The sequence below is a fragment of the Paenibacillus ginsengarvi genome (assembly GCF_003626695.1).
In the GTDB taxonomy this organism is placed as follows: Bacteria; Bacillota; Bacilli; order Paenibacillales; family NBRC-103111; genus Paenibacillus_AB; species Paenibacillus_AB ginsengarvi.
In genome coordinates this window covers 79,396-100,603 of sequence record NZ_RBAH01000031.1, presented here as the reverse complement: position 1 = coordinate 100,603, position 21,208 = coordinate 79,396, and the positions used below count along the sequence as shown (strand labels likewise).

Annotated in this window: 16 protein-coding genes; 2 read left to right on the top strand and 14 right to left on the bottom strand. The window is 56.0% G+C overall.

Annotated elements, in window-relative coordinates:
- Positions 1-165 precede the first annotated feature (165 nt).
- The gene (mnmA, locus tag D7M11_RS30570) at positions 166-1,257 is read left to right on the top strand and encodes a tRNA 2-thiouridine(34) synthase MnmA (protein WP_120751074.1); all 1,092 of its coding nucleotides are present in this window, start codon (positions 166-168) and stop codon (positions 1,255-1,257) included.
- A gap of 112 nt (positions 1,258-1,369) precedes the next feature.
- On the opposite strand, the gene D7M11_RS30565 is transcribed toward mnmA, so the two are convergent.
- From D7M11_RS30565 to D7M11_RS30505, 13 genes are all read right to left on the bottom strand, one after another.
- The gene (locus D7M11_RS30565; RefSeq protein WP_120751073.1) at positions 1,370-2,161 is read right to left on the bottom strand and encodes an IclR family transcriptional regulator; all 792 of its coding nucleotides are present in this window, start codon (positions 2,159-2,161) and stop codon (positions 1,370-1,372) included.
- 177 nt (positions 2,162-2,338) lie between these two features.
- On the bottom strand, positions 2,339-3,766 hold the full coding sequence (locus tag D7M11_RS30560) for an ABC transporter substrate-binding protein (protein ID WP_158606924.1): 1,428 nt from the start codon (positions 3,764-3,766) through the stop codon (positions 2,339-2,341).
- A gap of 226 nt (positions 3,767-3,992) precedes the next feature.
- Entirely contained in the window at positions 3,993-5,147 is a 1,155-nt protein-coding gene (locus D7M11_RS30555) for an N-acetylglucosamine-6-phosphate deacetylase (protein ID WP_120751071.1), read from the bottom strand.
- A 29-nt stretch (positions 5,148-5,176) separates the two neighbouring features.
- A complete protein-coding gene (locus D7M11_RS30550) occupies positions 5,177-6,004 on the bottom strand; it encodes a carbohydrate ABC transporter permease (protein WP_120751070.1) in 828 nt (275 codons plus the stop codon).
- Positions 6,005-6,020: 16 nt separating this feature from the next.
- Positions 6,021-6,902, bottom strand: a complete 882-nt coding sequence (locus tag D7M11_RS30545; RefSeq protein WP_120751069.1) for a carbohydrate ABC transporter permease — start codon at positions 6,900-6,902, stop codon at positions 6,021-6,023.
- A 132-nt stretch (positions 6,903-7,034) separates the two neighbouring features.
- Positions 7,035-9,335, bottom strand: a complete 2,301-nt coding sequence (locus tag D7M11_RS30540; protein ID WP_120751068.1) for a helix-turn-helix domain-containing protein — start codon at positions 9,333-9,335, stop codon at positions 7,035-7,037.
- Between the two features lie 92 nt (positions 9,336-9,427).
- The gene (locus tag D7M11_RS30535; RefSeq protein ID WP_120751067.1) at positions 9,428-10,375 is read right to left on the bottom strand and encodes an aldo/keto reductase; all 948 of its coding nucleotides are present in this window, start codon (positions 10,373-10,375) and stop codon (positions 9,428-9,430) included.
- 52 nt (positions 10,376-10,427) lie between these two features.
- Entirely contained in the window at positions 10,428-11,216 is a 789-nt protein-coding gene (locus tag D7M11_RS30530) for an SDR family oxidoreductase (RefSeq protein ID WP_120751066.1), read from the bottom strand.
- Positions 11,213-12,049, bottom strand: a complete 837-nt coding sequence (locus D7M11_RS30525) for an HpcH/HpaI aldolase family protein (RefSeq protein WP_120751065.1) — start codon at positions 12,047-12,049, stop codon at positions 11,213-11,215. Before D7M11_RS30525 ends, D7M11_RS30530 begins: the two co-directional genes overlap by 4 nt.
- Positions 12,050-12,130: 81 nt before the next feature.
- Positions 12,131-13,135, bottom strand: coding sequence for a Gfo/Idh/MocA family oxidoreductase (locus tag D7M11_RS30520; protein ID WP_120751064.1), 1,005 nt, complete (start codon positions 13,133-13,135; stop codon positions 12,131-12,133).
- 266 nt (positions 13,136-13,401) lie between these two features.
- The gene (locus tag D7M11_RS30515) at positions 13,402-14,886 is read right to left on the bottom strand and encodes a glycoside hydrolase family 88 protein (protein ID WP_120751063.1); all 1,485 of its coding nucleotides are present in this window, start codon (positions 14,884-14,886) and stop codon (positions 13,402-13,404) included.
- Between the two features lie 40 nt (positions 14,887-14,926).
- A complete protein-coding gene (locus D7M11_RS30510) occupies positions 14,927-16,264 on the bottom strand; it encodes an ABC transporter substrate-binding protein (RefSeq protein WP_120751062.1) in 1,338 nt (445 codons plus the stop codon).
- A gap of 59 nt (positions 16,265-16,323) precedes the next feature.
- Positions 16,324-18,612 (bottom strand): DUF4838 domain-containing protein, encoded by a 2,289-nt coding sequence (locus D7M11_RS30505; RefSeq protein WP_120751061.1) that lies wholly within the window; start codon positions 18,610-18,612, stop codon positions 16,324-16,326.
- A 339-nt stretch (positions 18,613-18,951) separates the two neighbouring features.
- On the opposite strand from D7M11_RS30505, the gene D7M11_RS30500 reads away from it, so the two are divergent.
- Positions 18,952-19,788: an AraC family transcriptional regulator gene (locus D7M11_RS30500; protein ID WP_120751060.1), complete on the top strand. Its 837-nt coding sequence runs from the start codon at positions 18,952-18,954 to the stop codon at positions 19,786-19,788.
- A 128-nt stretch (positions 19,789-19,916) separates the two neighbouring features.
- On the opposite strand, the gene D7M11_RS30495 is transcribed toward D7M11_RS30500, so the two are convergent.
- The gene (locus D7M11_RS30495) at positions 19,917-21,149 is read right to left on the bottom strand and encodes an FAD-dependent oxidoreductase (protein ID WP_120751059.1); all 1,233 of its coding nucleotides are present in this window, start codon (positions 21,147-21,149) and stop codon (positions 19,917-19,919) included.
- Positions 21,150-21,208: the final 59 nt, after the last annotated feature.

Sequence of the window (21,208 nt, the reverse complement as noted above, 5' to 3'; positions counted from 1 at the left end):
CGTCTGTAACACGGGTTCGTGACACCAAGAAAGTACGACCTACCTTCGCCAGCCCAGTACCAGTATGGACAATATTTTCATTCATCAGTGGTGCCGCAAAGCAGCATGTTTGTCTGTAACGTTAAAAGAAACGTTTTGCGAATCGAAGAGAAAGAGGTAAGCATCATGGCAGCAAACAACGCGAATACGCGGATCGTCGTCGGCATGTCGGGCGGAGTCGATTCGTCCGTCACGGCGCTGCTGCTCAAGCAGCAAGGTTTCGACGTGATCGGCATTTTCATGAAAAACTGGGACGACACCGACGAGTTCGGCCACTGCACCGCCGAGGACGACGCCGAGGACGTGCGCCGCGTGTGCGCCCAGATCGACATCCCGTTTTATACCGTTAATTTCGAGAAAGAATACTCCGAGAAAGTATTTGCGTATTTTCTCGACGAATACCGCAAAGGCCGCACGCCGAACCCGGACGTCATGTGCAACCGCGAGATCAAGTTCGGCGAATTTTTGCAAAAAGCGCTAACCCTCGGCGCCGACTATTTGGCGACGGGACATTATGCTAGAGTCGAAAGCCAAAACGGCGTTTACAAGCTGCTGCGGGGAGTCGATTCGAACAAGGATCAGACGTATTTCCTGAACGCGCTGAATCAGGAGCAGTTGTCCAAGGCGATGTTCCCGATCGGACATTTGCCGAAGGCGGAGGTGCGTAAAATCGCGCTTGAAGCCGGACTTGCCACGGCGAAGAAAAAGGACAGCACCGGCGTATGTTTTATCGGCGAACGCAACTTCAAGGAATTCCTCGGTCACTATTTGCCAGCCAAGCCGGGAGATATTCGCACGTACGACGGCGAGCTGAAGGGCCGCCACGACGGTTTGATGTACTACACGCTCGGCCAGCGCCAGGGGCTCGGCATCGGCGGCTCCGGCACAGGTGAGCCTTGGTTCGTAGCGGGCAAGGATCTGGAGCGCAATATCTTGTACGTCGTACAGGGTGAACAGGACTCCCGGCTGTATTCGGCAGGGCTGCTTGCAACCGATCTGAACTGGATCGCTCCGTCGCTGCCGGATTCACCCATCACATGCACGGCCAAGTTCCGCTATCGTCAGCCCGATCAAGGCATCACGCTGCGATTCCTCGGCGACGGCCGCTGCGAGATCGCCTTCGACAAGCCGCAGAAAGCGATAACGCCTGGACAGGCGGTTGTGTTTTACGACGGAGAAACGTGTCTCGGCGGGGCTACGATCGACACAACGTTCTGAAGCTTGTACGCTTGCAACAAATAAAAGGACCCTGGTCTTGCGCCAATCGGCGCAAACTCAGGGTCCTTTGTTTACATCTTTAGATTTTATAAGTCGGTTTTATGGGGGTATTTTACGGATTCGCGAAATACCCGATGCGCCGTGACAGCTGCGAGGCGAGGCTTTTGACCGTAATACCGATCTCGTTCATCTTCTCCTCCGCCACGCCATAACCGCTTGCGCTGATCGCCGCCACAACATCCCCATCCTTGTTGCGGATCGGCGCCGCAAAGCAGCGGACGCCGAAGCTTCCTTCCTCGTTGTCGACGGCAAAGCCGACCTGCCGGACTTGCTCGAGCTCCTTCAGAAACGCCTCCAGCGATGTAATCGTGTTGTCCGTCAATTTCTCGAACGTACAGTTTTCCATCACCTTGAGAATTTTCTCCTCCGGCAGCCATGCCGTCAAACATTTGCCAAGCGCCGTATAATACACCGGTCTGCGCTGCCCGACCGAGCCGAACAAATATTTCAAATGGTCCGGCTCCACGTTGACGAGGTACAGCACCGAATCTTTCTCCAGGATCGCCAAATGCGCCGTGAAGCCGATCCGGTCAACGAGCTCGATCAATACTTTTTTGCCTTCGTCCACAAGACTTGTCGAATTCGTATAAACGGAGCCCAGCTCGAACGTCTTCGGCCCGACCATATATTTATCCGTATTTTTCAATTGCTCGAGGTAGCCTTGGGACAGCAGCGTCAGCATAAGCCGGTGAACGACGCTTTTGTTCAAATTCAGCTTGCGTGCGATTTCACTGACGCCGAGAGGACGCCTCTCGTCAATGAAGCTTTGCAAGATCATCAGCGTGCGGTCAACGGATTGGATCATGAAGTAAGGGGCGTCTTTTGCCGGTTTTTTATCTTCCATGGGAGGTCTCCTTTAAGCTGAAACGTCGCGTATCAATCCGCAGTCTCTTATCGTGTTACGTTATATTATATCAAATTTTATGTACTAAAAAAACTGCGGATTACAGCGAACGCGGACCGCACCGGCAATCGTTAACTGGAACGATTCGGGCGGTCCGCGGCCTTAGGGACGGAACCGTTATTTGTTGTATTTCTTAATAACGTCGTTGAACTTCTTCGATATGTTGTCCATCGTTTGCTTCGGCGTCGCTTCCTTAATAAACATCCGTTGGATTTCCGGGAACATCGCGGCGCGCATTTCCGGATACCCTTTAATGCCCCAGCCCGGATCGACGACCGGCCATTCTTTCGCTTTGGTCGTCAGCTTGAACAGGAACTGCAGCTCGGGATCGTCCTTCGTCCAGTTCGGCGCCGTTCCGAACGGGTTGAACGCCTTGGTCGCCTCGGAATAAATCTGGTTTTGCGTTTGCGACCAGTACAAAAACTTTTTCGCCCATTTCTCCTTCAAGGCGTCTTTGTTTTTAAACACGACGCCGAAGCCGAATTCCATTTTGAGCGCGGATTGGCCTTTGGTCGGTGACGGGTAGTTGACGTACATATATTCGTGCGGTCCGATGACGGAGCCGTCCTTCAGCCCGTTTTTGACCAAATCCGCATGCGACGTGCCTGCTACGACGATACCGTTCTTGCGCTGCTTCCAGTAATCGAGCGCATTGACCGCGGAAATCGTCTCCGGATGCGGATAAACGAGTCCTTCGGCAACGAGCGAATTGAAGAAGGCGAGGGATTGCTCGGAGGCCGCGCTGTCGCCGGCCGTATATTTGGAATAATCGCCGTTAAACAGCTTCGCTCCGAAAGCGACCATCGTGTTGTTGTACAGCTGGTCGCCCTGCTCGTTCAGCGCAAACAAGGTCATGACGTAGACACCTTTATCTTTGTTCGCAACCGCTTTCAACGCGGCCCTGAATTCATCCGGGGTCCACGTGCGGTATTCGTCCTTCGGCAGCAGCTGTTCCGCCCCGGCTTCCTTCCATAGCGATTTGTTCAGGATGAGCGCCGATACGGTTGCCGAATACGGCATCGTGACGATATTTCCGCCGACGGACACCATCTTCATGACGTCCGAATTTTTCTTGATCTGCTCCATATCGTTTGCCGGAATGACGTCGTTCAGTGGTGCAAGCGCTCCCATCTGTGCGTAAGCGAGCGTGCGGACGGGAGTATCGAACAACAGATTCGGCGCCGTACCGGATGCGATAGCGGTCGTAATTTTTTCATTGATGCCGTCGAACGGAATGATCTCCACGTTGATCTTGATATTCGGGTACAGCTTATTCCACTCGGGCACCAAATCTTCCTTGACCCATTCCCCCGGCTTCTGTCCGGCCTTCAGCGTTCCCGTCTGCGTCATCCAGAGCGTAAGCTCGGCTTTCTCATCCTTCTCGTTTGCCGTTTGCGACTGGCCGGGCTTCGCTTCGGTCCCTGCGGACGAACCGTTCCCCGAGCCGGCGCCGCAGCCGGAAGCGAAAACGGACAGCGCGAGCGCCAAGGGCAAAGCGACTGTACGCCTTATGCTCCACTTGCCGGAACTCCCAAAATTGATCATCTGTAAACCCTCCCTATAATCATGTCTCGTTCCTGATGGCGGCTTTTGCGTAAGCCGTGACTGCCTTGGAACATGTGGCAAAAGTACCATAGAACGAGCGCTGCAAAGAAGGTTAAATTCGTAAGGTTTGGGTTGGATTGATCAGAACCGGGCGAATTCTTACCATTTTAACCTTAATCGGTGAAAAAGAACTTGTCAAAATAGGCATCCGTCCGCCTAGTTTCGGCTAACGAACGGTTTCCCCGCGAAGCAGCACCCGATCCACCTCAATCGATTCGGAAACGATGACGAGATTCGCCAGCTTCCCCTTTTCCAGGCTGCCCATCTCGCTGTCCAGCTTCAGCACCTTAGCCGGATTCAGCGAGGCCATAATGAAGGCGTCCACGATGCCCGCTCCGGTATGGCGCATCATATTGCGCACCGCCCGGTCCATCGTCAGCCGGCTCCCGGACAAGCCGACTCCTTCGATGAAGCGCACGTCCTCGTACATATCGCCTTCACCGGCCGGAAGTCCGGCTTCGTCGATCGCATCGGTAATGATGATGACGCGGTCCGTTCCTTTCGTCTTGTGGATCAGCCGGCACATCAACGGCCGCACGTGCAAGCCCTTCGCGTCGGGAATCACCTCGGCGTACAGATCGTCATGGACGAGCACCGCTTCGTCGACGCCGACTTCCCTCGTTCCCCCGTAGCGGGAAGGAGACGGGGTCGTTCCCGTAGCGTTCGTGCAGTGGCAGCCGATCTGCAGCCCTTTGCGGACGAACGAGAAAATCGTATCCGCGTCGGCTTCCGAATGCCCGACCGACAAGGTGATACCGTACTTCGAAGCCGCATCCGCAAATTCGGCTTGTCCCGGAAGCTCCGGCGCGAGCGTCCATACTTTGATCCGATCGCCGGCCAGCGCCAGCAGCTCCCCGTATTCGTCCGGTTCCACCGGGCGAATCGGCGACGTAATCGCCCCGTACTTCGGATTGATAAACGGCCCTTCCATATGAATGCCGGCGATGGCTGAGCTGTAGGGCCGGCTGCCGACCTGCAATATGTTGCGCACGCCCTCCAGCATGTCCTCCCGGCTCTGGTTGTAAACGAGCGTCGGCAAGATCGCGGTCGTGCCATGCCTCAGATGGGACATGGCGAACAAATACGGCTCCTCCCATGACCAGAAGCCTCCTCCGCCGTGACAGTGAATATCGATAAAACCCGGCCCGACGTACCGGCCTGCGGCGTCGATCACCGCCGCGTCTTCGGGAATCGTCACCGCCTGCTTCGGACCGCAGTCCGCAATCCGTTCATCTTCGATCAGCACCACTCCGTCCTCTATGACTGAGCGGGGTGTAACCAGCATTGCATTTAGGATAGCCTGAATGCGGCTTTTGCTCATTTTGCCTACCTCCTTGCCCTGGATTCGTCTTACCCCTTCAAAGCGCCGAACGTGATGCCCTGCGTGAAAAACCGCTGGAAGAACAGGAACACGAGCAGCACCGGCAGCGTCGCGCACAAGGCGCCGGCCATCGCCACGCCGTAATTGATATCGACCTCCTGCACTTGTCTCGCGATTTTTACGCCGACGGGCAGCGTATACATCATTTTGTCCTTCAACATGACTACCTGCCACACATAGTCGTTCCACGAGTTGACGAACGTGAAGATGCCGAGTACGGCGAGGCCCGGTTTGGCCAGCGGGAGCATAACCCGCGAGAACGTCTGCCACTGGTTGCAGCCGTCGATCTTCGCCGCCTCGATCAAAGCGCCGGGCAGCGTCGACATGAACTGCTTGAGCAGGAAGACGCCGAACGGCCAGCCGACGAGCGGCAGCAGCACGCCCCACAACGTGTTCGTCAGGCCCAGCTTGTTCATCATCTGGAACAGCGGAATGAGCAGCACCGTATGCGGTATCGACATCGAAGCGATCATCGCCGCAAACAGCCATTTTGACCCTTTGAACGGCACTTTGGCGAAGGCGTAAGCGGCAAGCGCACTGACGACGACGACGAGCAGCGTAGCGGCGACGGAGATGAACATGCTGTTGTACAGCCAGCGCAGCAGCGGAAAATCAAACACAAGAATGCTGAAATTTTCGAGTGTCGGCTGCTTCGGAAACCATTCCGGCGGAATTTGCAGCGCCACCTTAAGCTGTTTGAACGAACCGACCAGCATCCAATACATCGGCCACAAAAAGAACAGCGTGCTTGCCCACAAAACGACGTTTCCTGCAAAAACCGGTATTTTTCGGATCATGTCGCGTACGCCCCCTTCAATATTCCACGTCGGATTTGAGCAGTTTGAATTGGAGGAACGCGATCAGGCAAATGAGCAGACAGAGCATGATGCCCATGGCGTTGGCAATGCCGAAATTCATATTAATGAATGCTTCCCGGTAAATGAGCATTAAAATCGTCGTCGTTTTGTAAGCCGGTCCTCCCCCGGTCATGAGCAAAATGATCGCGAACACCTGGAAGGCGCCAATCGTCGACGTAACGACGACGTACAGCACCGACGGCTTCAGCATCGGGAGCGTAATGCGGAAAAACGTCTGCGTCCCGGTCGCTCCGTCCAGCGAAGCGGATTCGTACAAATCTTTCGGAATGCCGCCGAGCGCGGCGGAAAACACAACCAGCGAAGCTCCGAGCGATATTGTCACCAAAATGAGCGCAAGCGACGTGTAAGCGTATTCGGAACCGAGAAAATTAACGGGCGGCAAGCCGAACCGCTTCAGCAAATAGTTGCCGAGTCCGAACTGGTTGTTGTACATATACTCCCATACCATCGCCAGGCTGACGATTGAGGTAACGCCGGGTACATAAAAGGCCGCCTTGAAAAAAGACTGCATCTTCTGCGGATACCGGTGTATAAGAGCCGCCAGAAACAAAGCCAAAAACGTGATCGACGGCACCAAGTACAGCACGAATACGATTGTGTTCCACACCGCTTTCCAGAACAAAGAATCCCCGAGCAGCTGCTTGTAATTGTCAAGTCCCGCAAACGTGTAGCCGGCATAATCGAACGCGTACAAGCTGCCCCAAACTGAGGACAAAATCGGATACACCACAAAGGAAGCAAAAAAAAGCAGCATGGGCAACACGAACAGCCAGCCGCTTAGTTCTCGTCGGAACTTCAAGTTCCAAAATTTCCCCATCGTCGTCCCTCCTGATCTTCTACGTAGCTTTGGCAAGCGAAACCTTGCTTGCCATTGGAGCGTAGCACGGAACCGAAGGGAGACGGTAGGTGAAAATCGTCAGGTATCGGGGGGATTCCTCTGATCGCCTACCTAATGAACCGATGTCCGGCCTTGCGGCGAATCCGTCTGCGGAAGTTGCTCCTTGAGCGGACTGCCTTTGCGGAATTGAGAGGGCGTCAAGCCGGTATTGTCCTTGAACCAGACGCCGAAGTAATGCGAATCGGCGAAGCCGACCTTGTCGGCCACCTCTTTGATTTTCAGCGGCGTTTCGCGGAGCAGCTTCTGCGCCTGCTCCATCCGCAATCCGCCGACGTATTCGGCGAAGCCAACCCCGACTTCTTTTTTGAACAGCTGGCTGAAGTAGTTTGCGTTCAAACCGAGCAGCCTTGCCGCATAATCGACACTGAGGTTCGGATTGCCGTACTGCTCCCGAACGAGATGAACCCCTCTCTCGATATTCGGGCTCAGCTTGACCCGCTTCTGAAGCAGCGGACCGAGCCGTCTGCGCGCGAGCGCGACGAAGTCCCTTCCGTTTTTCTCGAACGGCTCCAGCGACAGGCGCCGGTCCAGTTTGCCGAGCCAGTCCGTGTCCAGCCGGCTCTCCTCGTCGCCGAATTGGATCAGCTGTTTGTTCAGATGATTATGAAGCGCCGTCAGAAACGTATTCATCACCGGAGGGGCAATCGGCTTCATACGGATCAGGGCGATCAATTCTTCCATAACGGCCGCGCACATGTCGAAATCGCCTTCGTCCAAATAATACAACATCCGGTTTTCGAACGAGTCGGGATATTGGTGTTCCCAGGCGTCTCCGGTAAAAAAGACGGACGGCTCCGCTTCCATCCGGTCGCTGATCCGGTATTTGAGCAGCGTTTTCGCTTCCTCGAACGAGTTTTTGACAAATTGAATACTGTCGTAACCGCTGCCGACAAAGGCGTACGGGGTGAGGTCGCACTCGCCCCGTAACTGCTCCATAAGCCCTTCCAGCAGTGCCAGCGCCTCATTCTCGGGACAATTCAAGATGAGGCAAAATTGGTTCGCCGCCAGACGATCGGTAATGATGCCTCCGTGCTGCTCCAACTCGCGCACGGCCGTTTCCGCCGCCTGTAAAACGTTTTCATTACCGGGTTCGGGCTCGCGTACATACAGCAGCATCACCTGGAAAAACGGCCGCTCGAAACGAAAGTCGAGCTTCCGCTCGTATTCCCGAAGCTCCTCCTCGCTCATATGGCGCTCGAGCAGTGAACGGATCAGCTTCTCTCGGATGAGCGGAATGCCCTCCTCCAGCTTGTCGAGCATATGGTTGAAGGCGTGCCCGAGCTTGCCGAGCTCATCCTTGTACTGCACACGGAACCGCCCGCTCAGTTTGCCGCGTTCCACTTCGCGGACGAGCTTCACCAGCTTGCGAAGCGGCCCCGTAATCGTACGGAGCAGGAAAGCCGAAACGACGGTCATAAGCAGGATCGAAACGAACAGGAAGAACAGCCACAGCGTATTGACGTTTTTCAAATCTTTCAGCACGATGCGCTGCGGTATGGAGTGTACGAACGTCCAGCCAGTCAGTTTGTTTTTGGCGTAAGCGACCATGTAGGGCTCTCCGCCGCGTTCGACGAACGTATACCCCTCCTCGCCGGTCAAAGCCGACAAGTCGACGGGAGAGCCGGAAGCGATGCCGCGGCCTGAAGTGTAAGCGATTCCCGAAGAGTCGACGATGCTGTTCGTCCCATCTCCCATATCAAGCGCCGACAGGAAGCCGTCGAACACGACCGGCGACACCGAGATGACCAGATGGCCGATAAGCGACAAATCGGATTTATTGTACATCGCGTTAAACATCATGATCGACGCTCTTCGATCATCCCACTTAACGAAGGACCAGTAGGAGGAGCCGTCCGATTTGCCGAGCCGGTCGTACCACCCCTGCCGCGCGAATTCCTCGCCGGTGAGGAACGTCGGCATATTCGCGTCCTCTACGCTGATTTTGAACACGTTCTGGTACCGGTCGATCAAATAGATCGCGTCGATTCCGTACAAATTATCCCACATCCGGTGCAGCTGGTTGTACACTTCGTTGTAGGCCCGAATCCGCTCGGAGCCGCTCAGCTGGGACATGTCGCCGCTGAACTTCTCTTGAATGTCCGGGCTGTATAGCAGCACCTGGGCGGACTTCTGGATGTTCTGGAAATAGTGATTGATGCTGGTCGTGTAATATTCGATCTGCTGCACCATTACTTTGCCTTCGCGCTTCGTAATGAGCATCTTGATCTGGGTCGACGACAAGATGGCAAAAGTCGTCAATGTGAGCAGCGAAACGAAAGCGACGGACAGCCACATCTTTTTCGCAAGCGTCGTGTCGTGAAAACGGCGAATCCCAATGCGGTATAGGTTCATCGGCTTTCCTCCCCTTCCCTCTGTTTGTCCACTTTTAAGCCTTCCTTGCCTTCCAGCGAGTCGCTGCCGGAATTCGTCGAATCTTGTTTGTTTTACTTCCACATGATTGGCGTAATTACCTGCTCCGGGACGTCCGCGAATGCGACTGCAATCTCTTCCCGCATGGCTTCCGGAATCGACGGCCCTTCGACAAGGGCGATATTGTCCCGCACCTGGTCTTTCGTTTCCGCCCCAATGACAAGGCTGTTCACCCCGTCCAGATCGCGGATGAACGACACCGCAAGCTGCGGAAGCGAAACTCCGTATTTCTCCGATAAAGCCCGCAGTTTCGCAAGCGGCTCCTGCGCCGCCCCAAGCCGGGGAGGAAGATCCTCGTCCTTCATATACAGGAGCCCTTGCAGAAACAGGCTGCGGACGAATACGGTTTTGCCCGCCTCCGCAAGCATGGATACACAGCCGTTACGCAGCGGACGGTGATCGAGCACGTTCATCGGAAGCTGCACCGCCTCGTACGTATCGTTTTGCAAGTAAGGCCATAACGAGCGGTATTCGTCCGGCGTGTTCTGCGAAACGGAAATGCCCGCCTTCGCGATCAAGCCATCGCGCTTTAACGCCTCGAACGAAGCCGTTATCGGCCCGCCGAACGTCTCCATCACATCCGTATTATGCAGCATCAAAATCGGGACGGAGGAAAGCTGAAGCCGCTCAAGCGAGCTTTCCACACGTTCGCGCATCGCCCGCTCGATCTCCGTGCCGGTTGCTCCCGGCTCCGGCCGCAAATGAATTTTGGTCGTGACTAGCGATTGCTTGCCGTGAAAAAAACGGCCGAGCAGCGATTCCGATTCGCCGTAGGCGGCCGCCGTATCATACGAGGTGACCCCGCCTTCCCACGCCAGCTGCAGCAGCTCGAAGCTGCTCTCCTCCGAAGGCATCCCGCTGCGGTTATGAATGCCGTAGGGAATGCCGAGCTGCACGGTTCCCAGCGTCAATTTCGACAAGAGGTCGGTGCCCGCCTCCGATGGCATAATCTGATTGGGCATAGTTCATTCTCCTTTATCAGGTGTTCACCCTGCGTTCGTCCGCTTCTTAGGCCTATTTGGCCGTATATCCGCCGTCCACCATCAGGTTCGCGCCCGTCACGTACGCCGAGGCGTCGGAAGCGAGAAACACGATACTCCCCATCAGATCCGTATCGCCGGCCATTCTGCCAAGCAGCGTCCGCTCCGAATACCGCTCCACAAACGTCTGCGGCGTCCGGTGCGAAGCGAGTCCGCCGGGGCTGAGACAGTTGCAGCGGACATTTTTCGGACCGTAATAGCTCGCTACGAACCGGGTGAAGTTGAGCATGCCGCCTTTATGGAAAAAATAGTCCGGCACGAATCCGTGGAAGCCCATATCTTTATAAAGCGAGCCGTCCGGCCCGACCATACCCTGAATGGAGCCGATGTTAATAATCGAGCCGGAACCCTGTTCGGCCATCCTATCTCCGAACGCCCGGGTCACGGCGAATAAGCCCGACGCGTTGATGCGCATGCTTTTGTCGAACGCTTCGAGCGGATCGTCCCAGGAGCTCATCGTCCGTGCCACCGCATTGTTGACGAGAATGTCGATACGGCCGTGCTCCGCCATCATCCGGTCGCGCAGCGCCAGTACCGATTCCTCGCTCTCCTGATCGAAGCAGTGTGCCTGAACGGAGACCCCTTCGTCCGCAAAGCTCTGCACAAGCTCCGGCAGCTGTTCGCGATTGCGCGAGGTCATATTCGTAACGGCTCCAGCCTGGGCCAGCGCCATGGCGATTTGGCGGCCGTACAAGCCGGCGCCGCCGGTGACGAGCGCCACCTTGCCTTCCAGCGAAAACGATTGCAGAACGTTCCGGCTCATGGCGACACCTTCTCCTTCCGGTCCGCATAGACGCCGTTCACGCGAATCTCCTCCTGCTTGTGCAGCTCGCGAACGATATTGCGAAAATATTGGCTCAATGCTACGACGTCTGCGCCTACGCTAATAAAACGGTAGCCCATTGCGATCAGTTCCTCGCTGCTCGCCGTCGAACCAACGGTGCCCGCGAATTTGCCGTGTTTCGCCGCCAGCTCTGCGATCCGTTTGCGCGTTTCGCCGATGAGCGGGTGATCCATCTGCCCCGGCGCCCCGATCGACTGGCTGAAATCGCCTGGTCCGAAAAAGATCATATCCAGTCCGGGAAGTGCGATAATGTCCTCCAATTCGTCCAGCGGCTCGACGTCCTCGATCTGCAAAATGTTGAACCGCTCCGCATTCGCCTGCTGCAAATAATCGGCAAGCTCGATGTTGCAATAAGCTCCGTCCGCATTGCCGCCGTCAACGGGTCTCATGCCGAGCGGGTAAAACTTCGTGCAGCGAACGACCGATTTCGCATCGCTCAGGCTCATAATATGCGGCACCATAACGGCCGTGGCGTCCATCTCGAGCGGGCGCACCAGATCGCTGTAGCTGCCGCGCGCGACGCGGACGACCGTATCGACGCCGTGCGCCTTGGCGGCGAGAATTTGCTTCTCGACGGCGGACCAGTCGTTCGGGACATGCTCCATATCGGTCCAGATGCAATCGAATCCGCTCATGGCCGCGATTTCGGCGGCTCTCGCATCTCCAAGATTCAATTTGGTCGCATAGGCGACCTCGCCTTTTCTAAGCTTTTCCAGCACCCGGCTCGGGCGCATTGTATATTTCTCCGGCATGTTGTAGTCCTCCCTTTGTCGATTGAAACGAAAACGGCGAGCTCGACCCGGCTGAAGATCAGCCGGACTGCCGCCACATCATCAGCGAAGCGGCAATGAAGGGGCGATTTCATCAAGCGCCACTTCCCGTCCGCCTTCCTCGCGGCTGCGGATGCCGGCGATGACCAGCTTCATCAGTTCTACCGTTTCTTCCCACGGGAACGGACGGCATCCGGTGCGCAAATAATCGACGAACGCCTGAAGCTGAGCCTTGAACGAATAAAACGTATCCTGATGCTGCACGAAGGCGTTGCCGGCCGTGCCGCACAGCTGGAGCAAGCCGAAAGCGCCGTACATATCGGAGGAGGCGACAGCGACGATATCCGCGCCGCAGGCGTGTTTGATGTGTACGACGTTGCGGTCCGAGCTTCCCGTATTGCGCACGGAAACGAAGCCCGGCCCAAATATCGGATAAATCGCTTCGAGAGCATGGATACCGTAGCGCTCCCACGACTTCGGCGTCGTAATCGAGGCGAAGCGAATGTCTCCTAGGCTGCTCGTCGAGATCCGGTAGGGCATAAATTCTTTGCTGTAGCGCATGCTGCTCGACGATAAAATCGCTTTCCCGCTCCGCACCCAATCGGCGAAGACGAGCAGGTCCTCCTCGCCCTCGACGAGCGGCTTATCGACGAAGACGGGAATGCCCGCCTCCACGAACGGGCGGCAGCGCGCGACATGCTCGTGGCCTTTATCGGTAGCGATAAAAACCGCATCCACATGGCCGATCACGTCCTCCGGGCGGGACACCGTATGCGGGATGAGCGAGCATCGGGCCACATGGGCGGCATCCTGCGGATCGTCCGTCCAGATGTGGGTGACGCTTGCTCCCCCAATACGGAGCGTATGCGCCGGCTCTTTGTTCAAGTACCCCGGTATGGCCGCGTACGGGCAAGCTTTCATCGCTTCCGGATCGTACCCGTTAAAGATCGCGCTCCACGAAAACGGGTGGCCATTGCCGTCAACCATGCCGAGCATGGCGAGACGGATGTTGTCCGTCCGTACGAGCGGACCGGCTGCGGCGCTGCCGTCTTTACGCAGCTCTGTCATGAGATTCTCCATCTCCCCCGAATGTCTATTGAATTCGTCGTCTCTTATAAAGAGACATTGTATCCGACTATTGCATACTCATTATATAAAACTTTCCTGGGACTGTAAATCTTCATTTGTGTCGCCTTCGGACAATGTGTCGCGAATAACGCGAGTTAGAATCATTAGGGTTATTGGACTAAGCAGACATAAAAAAGGCAAAAAACTTTGGAAATCCCGCGCGGTGGCGGCGATCTTCAAAGCTTTTTGCTTGGGGGACATTAAGATCAGATAACTTCCAGAGACTCCGTGTGGACGGCAGCGTACAATTGCGCGAGCAATCCCATCCCCATCTGAGACAGCACCCGGTATCCGCCGCGCTGCAGCACGAGGCCTCCGCAGTTATGCTGGCAAACGCCGTGCAGCAGGCCGTCCGGCGTCACGTACGCCTCCAGCGCTTGCATCGCCTCTCGAGCCGCATCCAACGAAGCTGGCGGCAGCAAGCCATGCCGCGCGCCAAGCGCCAGTGCGGCGGCGATCCCGGCCGATCCCGAAGTTTCGATCCCGGTTTCCGGCTCCCCGAGAAAGCAGGACCACAGCCCTTCCGGCTCGCGCAGGGAAACGACAATGTCAGCGATACGCCGGAATTCGGCTGTCAATTCCTCCATGCCGGAAATTTCGGCCGCATAAGGGGCATGCTGCAGCTCCATCCACGTTCGGACGAAGCCGAGCATATACCAGGTATACGAACGCGCCCAGTTTCGCATGATGCGCCTGTCTCCACCATTGGACACGATGCCGTACAAGTCTCGTCCGTCGACCAGTTTCTGCCGGCGGAGCAGGAGCTGACGGATTGCGAGCTGTGCCAGCTCTTTACTCTGAAGCCGGGATGCGAGAACGGCCATCGGGTAGGCCATCGTATAGGCGCCTTCCGCCGTAATGGAGCTTTCGGCGGACAGTACCCCTTTGTCGTCCACCAGATGGGCAGCCCAGTAGGCGACGAGTTGTTTCACTAGCGGATGATCCGGCTGCCGCTTCGCAATGACGGCGATGGGCAGCGTACTCTCGATGCCGGAAAAACGGCCGTCGGAAGGGACGCCGTGCAGATCCTCGTAACGAAGCTGCCCGTCCTCGGTCACATACTCGCTCAAATGACTGTCGAGGACCTGCTCCACCCGGTTCGCGTCCGTCACCTGCCGCAGCGCATACAACCCGTCAAGCACGCAACCTTCCAGCCAGCCGAATGGCTGCAAACTGTCCAGCGACAGCATCCGTTTCTGAAACTGTCCGATCGGGCGTCCTTGCTCCGCAAGCATGAGGTGCGGCGTAAAAAAGCGCCGCGCCTCGTCGTTCTGCAAGCCGTCAAACACCCATAACGTTGCATCCGTCTCGATGATGCGCAGTCCGATTCCTTGCCGAATCACGGCTTCGACCTGCTGCAAACTAAGCGGCAGCTCGAACGGCTGAAACACATACGCATAGCGAATATCGAATGAACCAAGCCGCTCTCCGGATTCCAGCAAGTAGGCTTCTACAAACAGCACTTCCCGCATTTCGACCGCGATGGTCACACGCAATCTGGCGCTGGTGTGCGGGCTAGCAAGAAGCGGCTGCAGGGCCAAGCCGCTCCATGCCAGTTTCAATTCGTGTCCTGCAGGTCCGATCGGGACGGCCGACCAGCCCGCCGGCACCCGCTTTCGTTCCGGCAATGTCCGATCGGGCACTGCCAAAATTCGCGCCGCTTCATAAACGACGGTATCGGTATGTTTCATCGCCTCTGTTCCTCCGTTCCTGCCGCCGTATAACGGCTGCTTATTTGCTCTTGGCCTGTTCCGCGGCAATTTTCTGATTGATCCTCTCGTCCGCTTCGCGCAGAACGGTGTTCACGTCTTTCCCGCCAAACTGGATGTCGTTAAACGCCGTCTGCGCTTCCGCCAGCGCAATGGACTGGTAAGGAGTCAGCTTCACGATCGTCGCCGGATTTTTTGTAAACAGCGCTTGCACATTTTTGTCTTTGAGGAACGGCATCTCTTTGCCGAACTCGTTGACGATTTCCGGCTTTTGCAGCGCCGGCACGTAGCCTTTGCGCGCCAGATGCTTCTGGAACTCGGGCGAAGTGACATAGGCCGCCACCTGGAACGCCGCTTCCTTAAACTTGCTGTTCGACGTCACGTAAAAGTAGCCCGGCGCATTTTGCGGTCCCGTATTGGCCGCCTCCTTGTATGTCGGATAAGTGGTCAAATCCCAGTCCAGAGCCTTGTCTTTGTCCGCAAAATACCGTGTTCCCAGCGCATTCGGTCCAAGCAGCATCGCGAGCCGCTGTTCGCTGAACTGCTTGAGGTGAGCGGAATAGGTCAGCGTCGTTTTATCGTATTCATTGTTCGGGATACGGAACAGACCGGTCAGCGATTGGAACGCCCGCTTGAAGGTCTCGGACGAAAAGTTCCCTTTGTTCGCAGCCGGATCTACAAACAGCGGCGCAAGCGGATCGAGAGCCAAGACGGCACCGAGTGATGTCCCGAAGCCGTAATAGTTGACGCCGTCGACAACACGACTCATTTTGCGGGTCACGTCATACAGATCGTCCATCGTCATGTTGATCTTCGGATACGGAAGACCGAATTGATTGAAGAGGCCCTTGTTGTATAAAAGCGCAACGGAATCGATCGAAACCGGCAGGCCGTACATCCCTCCGTTCGCCAGCTGACGCTGCGCTTCCACCGACGTTTTCTCGAGCGGAGACACGTCGTAGCCGAACTGTTTCATCAACCCGGTCAGATCGTACTGAAGCCCGTTTTGCAGCACGTTCGTCGGCGTATTCGCAAACGAGTCGTAATAGATGTCCAGCGGCTGACCCGTTTCGAGGATCGTCTTGAGCGTAACGTCCGACGGAACAAAAACAGGTGTCACATACGGGAACTTCTCCTTGATTTTATCGCCGAAAACCGTCATGAACCCTTCCTGCGAGGTGATCGAGCCTACATTCATTTTAAAGGATAGCGTGACCGGATCGTTAGAAACAGCCGGTTTCCCTTCTTGGGCCGTCTGTCCGCTCCCTTCTTTGCCGCTTGTCCCCCCTGCGCACCCGGTAATCGCCGCCTGCACCAGCAAGCAGCCTGCCAGCATGTATACATATGATCTTCGTTTCATCGTACTTCTCCCCCTCTATGAAATAATGGTCCGACATAATGACAGCGTTTGCAAATCGCTCACTGCCTGACGGCGATAATCCGGTCGACATACAGATTTTGAATGGCGGTGGAATTGGGCGGAGCAAACCAATAGTAACGATCCGACACATTCGGATTGTACTCGTACACCCACGGCAATGCAATGAAATGATAGTCGCCATCCGCCAGTTGTCCGTAGTCGATCGAAGCCCGTCCGCCGCCGGAGGCAGACGAGAAGCCGTAATTCATCGCAGCTGCTCCGGATGAACCTGTGCCGGGATCGATGCGAACGCTGGCATACAGGTTCCATCTTCCTTCACGCGGCAGCTCGGTATCTGGCAATTGAATCGCCCATTGATTCGTGCTTCCTTTCACTTTGGCCGCAGCTTTGTCGGACGCTTTGGCATCACTGACGAGAGTCGTCCCTACAGGCTCATACAACCGGAACGTATGGTCCTGATAGTCAAGCCAATCCGAATAAGGCAGCGAACTGACGAAATCCGGGATGGTCGGCAAAGTCCGGCGAATGTCGATCAGCTTGTACAGCGATGTCATCGTCGCTTTGCTTTTGTAGTTGATCACATCCGCGGTGTACGTTTTGAATCTGGCGTACCGGTTGTCGAAATCAGGGTCCCAGACGATATTCCGTCTCTGCGCCTCCATCATATAATCGACATACCGCATCAGGATCGTGTAATCCACCTCGATGCGCGTCCGCTGCACATGATTCAAATAGACCGGGTTGCTAGTCGCGGCAGCAGCCTGCGCAAACAAGCCGTCGATTTGACGCATCAAATCAAACGAAAGAAACGAGGATGTAATCGGTGTAGAAATCGTCAATTTGTCCTCACTTTGCGCAAACGCCTGATGGAGAAGTTCCATATATTGGCTCATATACGGCGCTGCTTCTCCATAGTACCCGTTCACAAACTCATCGATCAGCTCACGGTAATCCAGATTCGGGTTCCAAAGCAGCTTGGCGCCCACCCAGGCGCGCAGGTCGGTCAGCCCGGTGCTGATTGGAGCGGTCGTCCCTACAATAAGTTCGCCAAAGTATCCTTTGAACGCAGGAAAATCCGCCAAAAATTGAATCGTTTCCCCCATCGCGTATACGCTCGGATACGGCATCAAATATCCGCCGCCCGAAAAGTCGACGAGATAGTCCCAAAAAACAAGATCATCCGATATTTGCGCCCATCGTTCCGCGTTTTGCTTCGAAAAGCTGTTCTTGGGATCATTCAAGGCGCGGCCGTGATCTTTATAGATCGGAGTGAGCGTCACGACGACATTGTCCGGCAAAGTCATGTTCGTTGGCGCTTCTTCGGTAAACATATAGGCGAGCGTGCCGATGCGGGCATTCGGAATCGCCGCCTTGACGCGAGTTGCAACGTCGCCTACCATATCCATGATCGGTGCGGCCAGCGTACCCCCATGCAGAGCGGCAAACGCCAGACTATCCGGGTCGGGGCTCCACGTCGTATCCTCCTGGCTGAACCCGTAGGAGGCGTCCTTTCCTTCATAAACCTGCTGGGTAACGCGGCTGATCAAGTTGGCGGCCGCGATACTGCGAACGTTTTCATTCATCGCCAGCAGTTGGTTGCCGTAGTGATAGCTGGTCTGAGGCACGATCTTCTTGAAATTGTGAACGTCATACGGCCAATACGTGGACCAGCTGTTCAGCCATGGCTCCGACTGCGGAACTTGCGTATACCGGTCGCGGTATTTGCCGTTGAGTAAGTTATGGGCCCGGTATTGTTCATTGCCGCCGTCGTTCACATACATTTCGCGGTATAAAAAGCGCGGCACCTGCACGTCATAATCGACGCACACCTGCAATTTCGGGAACGTCGGCACGAACGTGTACGTGGGCGAATACCATTTTACCCCGACATACGTATCCAGAAAAAAGTTCACACCGTACATGGTGCCGCGCGGATGACTCCCTGCGATAACAAGGTACCGCTGCGCCGCGCCGATGACAAAGCCATCCTCCCCAAGGGTCGGACCGGTCAGCTCCGGCACCAGCCCCTCCGTTAGCGCGCTTCTGCCGACAACGATCGTCGGTCCGCCCGGCGGGGTGACGCCTTCGGACAGCTGAAACGGCGCTCCTGTCACTTGCGTCAAGTAGGTGGTCAGTTCCTGTGCGGCATGCTGTTCCATCTCATCGGCATCGGAGCGGACAAAGATACCGTAGTGGGCTTTCCCGTTATTGGCCAGCATGACCTGCTTTCCCTTCCCTTCTGCGGAAGATGGCGCTGCAAACGCAGCCCCCTGCGTCACAATCATAACAATCAAAGACAATAAGATGGCGAATGATCTTCTGTGCATCCCTAGTCCTCCTCGTATGGTCTCAGTGTGCTTCTCTCTCCTCCATCCGTGTCCGACAGGGTTCTTTCCGGGAGCATCACCTGCTTTCGTTTCGGTTCACTATTAATTCTAAGAATCCGGACAGGAATCGGAATGGAAAACAATCAGGCGGTATCCGTAAAAAACTCAGATTTCAATCGAAACCAAGACGCCGCTATACGCAGCCTCGCCAAAGCCATGTATAATCAAACAAAGAACGACCTGTCCGCTGGAACAAGACAGGACCGCAGGCCGCACGATCAAGCAGCATCGCGCTAAGGGCCGAACAGATTCGAAAATGGCGGAGGGGGGGAACGATGGATGCAGCGCACCCAAGCGCAGCAGCGCAATTTTTCCAGATATCTGGCCAATGTCCAAACCGCGATATTACATTCTTCGTTTCGGATGCTCGGTGCCGAGTGGAGTCATTCCAATCTGAAACTCGAATACAACATGCTGTATTACATGGTATCGGGAAGATGCAAAATATGGCTCGACGGTTCGATCCTCATCCCTACAGCGGGGCAGCTCGTGCTTCTGCCTGCGGGTTCGATCATTTCGGCTTCGTCCTATGACGGGGAGGTGTTCGGCAAATATTACTGCCACTTTACCTCCTTGATCGGAGACAACCGGCTGTTCGACCTGCTCTCCATCTCGCCCATCGTAGAGGTGAACGATCTTGATCTCATCGAGGAGTTATTCAAGCATTTGAACGAGTCCTATACCGGCGACGAAATGACCTCGATTCTGCGTGCCAAAACAACATTGGCGCAATTGCTCTGTTATGTCATCGAAAACAGTTCCACGCGGATCGTTAACGACGCCGGCCATCGGGACGTTCAGAGCGTTACGCGGGTGCTCGATTACATGCACATGCGATTGCCGCATAAGCTGACCGTCGAAGATCTTGCGAAGCTCGCCCATTTTCACCCGCGTTATTTCATCTCGGTTTTCAAATCGATGACCGGCTTCTCGCCCATGCAATATATGGCCAAGCTGCGCTACGATCGTGCTTGCTCGCTGCTGCGTACGACGAATCTCAGCATGAATCAAATTGCCGACCAAATCGGGATCTTGCCGGATTACTTCACCAAATTTTTCAAGCATCACAGCGGCGTGTCTCCGACCTCGTACCGGGATTTGGACAAGCGCAAATAGCCCAAAGCCCCACACGCGTCATGCCCGCTAAAAAGGAAATAGAGCCCTGCAAAATTTGCAGGGCCCCGTCCCGATCCTATATGAACCTTCCTATTGCCTTCCCATATTGTCAGATTCGGCTGCCAGGCTTACCCGAGCCGGGCCGCCAGCTCCCGGACCGCTTGCTCGAACTGATACGGCTCAACCGCACGGTTGTAAATGCCGAGGAAGGACTGCGTCACCTCCGGACTCGCCGCGATTAACCGGTTGACCGCATGCTGCTCCGGGGAAAACGGCACATTTTTCGTAAACTGGCAAGCCATCTGGAAACGCGACATCATAAGCGATTCGGTCAGGCTTTGGTACATATGCGCCATCTCCTTCCAGTTGGCGCTCCAATCCGTGTAACGCGACAATACACCGGTCAGCGTACGCGCTACGTACAGCGCGTCCTGCATCCCCTGCCCGACGGCAGGGTCCTTGAAGGTAAGCGCGTCGCCGACGAGCGCCCACCCTTCCCCCATTCCCTGGTACCAGTCGTTATCGTAACCGCGCAGCCCTTTGATCGCCCCGACCAGGGTCGATTGGGCAAGCCGCGCCGGTAGCGGAGCGTTTGCGAAGCCGCTATCTACGATCTCGCGCATCGTCTTCTCCGGCGAGCGGGAGAACCGGCTCCCCCACTCCTCGTCATCCAGCGGAAACATGACGCCCACCACGTGAAGCCCGTCGTTGGTAGGGAAAACGATGCCGATTTTATCCCCGATCTTGTACAACTCCGCGTGAAGATCACCTTCCTGACGGTAGCCAGCGAAGTAACCGACATAGGAGGCAAAGTCGGTCGGTACGGACAGCTTGCGCTCGCTGTGCACGAGATCGCGTAAGGTCGAACGACGTCCGTCGGCGCCGACGACGAGCCGGGCCGTATACCGCTCGGTTCCGCCGCCGCGGCGCTCCCCCTCGATCCCCGCGACTGCCCCGCCTTCCCGGATCACGCCGGTGACGCGAAAGCCTTCGATCGCGGTCACGCCTTCCTGCGAAGCCGCATGTTCGAACAAAATATGGTCCAAGTGGGTGCGTCTGATGCAAAGGCAGCGGGCCTCGCCGTTTACCTCGGGAAATCGCCCGTCGATAACCGCATCCTCGAATTGAATGACCGCCCGGTTGTACGGAGGCGCTCCGGTTTCCAGCAACCGGTCCAGCACGCCCATTTCCTTTAGCATCGCCAGCGAGTTGCCGAAGAAGTTGTGCGTCGACAAAATGTCGCTCGGGAAGGTGCTTTTGTCCACAAGCAGCACCTTGTACCCCGCTGAGGCCAGTTCGTACGCGAGGGCGGAGCCCGCCACCCGCGCCCCTACCACGATGACATCGTAATGAGACTGCATTTCGACTATCCCCTTTCGTTTAGGGCGTGTTTCGGCCCGTTCACCCGTCTGCAATACCG

Excerpts from the sequence above, each read along its gene's own strand:
- D7M11_RS30540 (WP_120751068.1), bottom strand. The coding sequence starts at position 9,335 with ATGAACCTATACCGCATTGGGATTCGCCGTTTTCACGACACGACGCTT.
- mnmA (WP_120751074.1), top strand. The coding sequence starts at position 166 with ATGGCAGCAAACAACGCGAATACGCGGATCGTCGTCGGCATGTCGGGC.
- D7M11_RS30550 (WP_120751070.1), bottom strand. The coding sequence starts at position 6,004 with ATGATCCGAAAAATACCGGTTTTTGCAGGAAACGTCGTTTTGTGGGCA.
- D7M11_RS30535 (WP_120751067.1), bottom strand. The coding sequence starts at position 10,375 with ATGCCCAATCAGATTATGCCATCGGAGGCGGGCACCGACCTCTTGTCG.
- D7M11_RS30560 (WP_158606924.1), bottom strand. The coding sequence starts at position 3,766 with ATGATCAATTTTGGGAGTTCCGGCAAGTGGAGCATAAGGCGTACAGTC.
- D7M11_RS30565 (WP_120751073.1), bottom strand. The coding sequence starts at position 2,161 with ATGGAAGATAAAAAACCGGCAAAAGACGCCCCTTACTTCATGATCCAA.
- D7M11_RS30510 (WP_120751062.1), bottom strand. The coding sequence starts at position 16,264 with ATGAAACGAAGATCATATGTATACATGCTGGCAGGCTGCTTGCTGGTG.
- D7M11_RS30545 (WP_120751069.1), bottom strand. The coding sequence starts at position 6,902 with ATGGGGAAATTTTGGAACTTGAAGTTCCGACGAGAACTAAGCGGCTGG.
- D7M11_RS30505 (WP_120751061.1), bottom strand. The coding sequence starts at position 18,612 with ATGCACAGAAGATCATTCGCCATCTTATTGTCTTTGATTGTTATGATT.
- D7M11_RS30500 (WP_120751060.1), top strand. The coding sequence starts at position 18,952 with ATGCAGCGCACCCAAGCGCAGCAGCGCAATTTTTCCAGATATCTGGCC.
- D7M11_RS30525 (WP_120751065.1), bottom strand. The coding sequence starts at position 12,049 with ATGCCGGAGAAATATACAATGCGCCCGAGCCGGGTGCTGGAAAAGCTT.
- D7M11_RS30515 (WP_120751063.1), bottom strand. The coding sequence starts at position 14,886 with ATGAAACATACCGATACCGTCGTTTATGAAGCGGCGCGAATTTTGGCA.
- D7M11_RS30495 (WP_120751059.1), bottom strand. The coding sequence starts at position 21,149 with ATGCAGTCTCATTACGATGTCATCGTGGTAGGGGCGCGGGTGGCGGGC.
- D7M11_RS30520 (WP_120751064.1), bottom strand. The coding sequence starts at position 13,135 with ATGACAGAGCTGCGTAAAGACGGCAGCGCCGCAGCCGGTCCGCTCGTA.
- D7M11_RS30555 (WP_120751071.1), bottom strand. The coding sequence starts at position 5,147 with ATGAGCAAAAGCCGCATTCAGGCTATCCTAAATGCAATGCTGGTTACA.
- D7M11_RS30530 (WP_120751066.1), bottom strand. The coding sequence starts at position 11,216 with ATGAGCCGGAACGTTCTGCAATCGTTTTCGCTGGAAGGCAAGGTGGCG.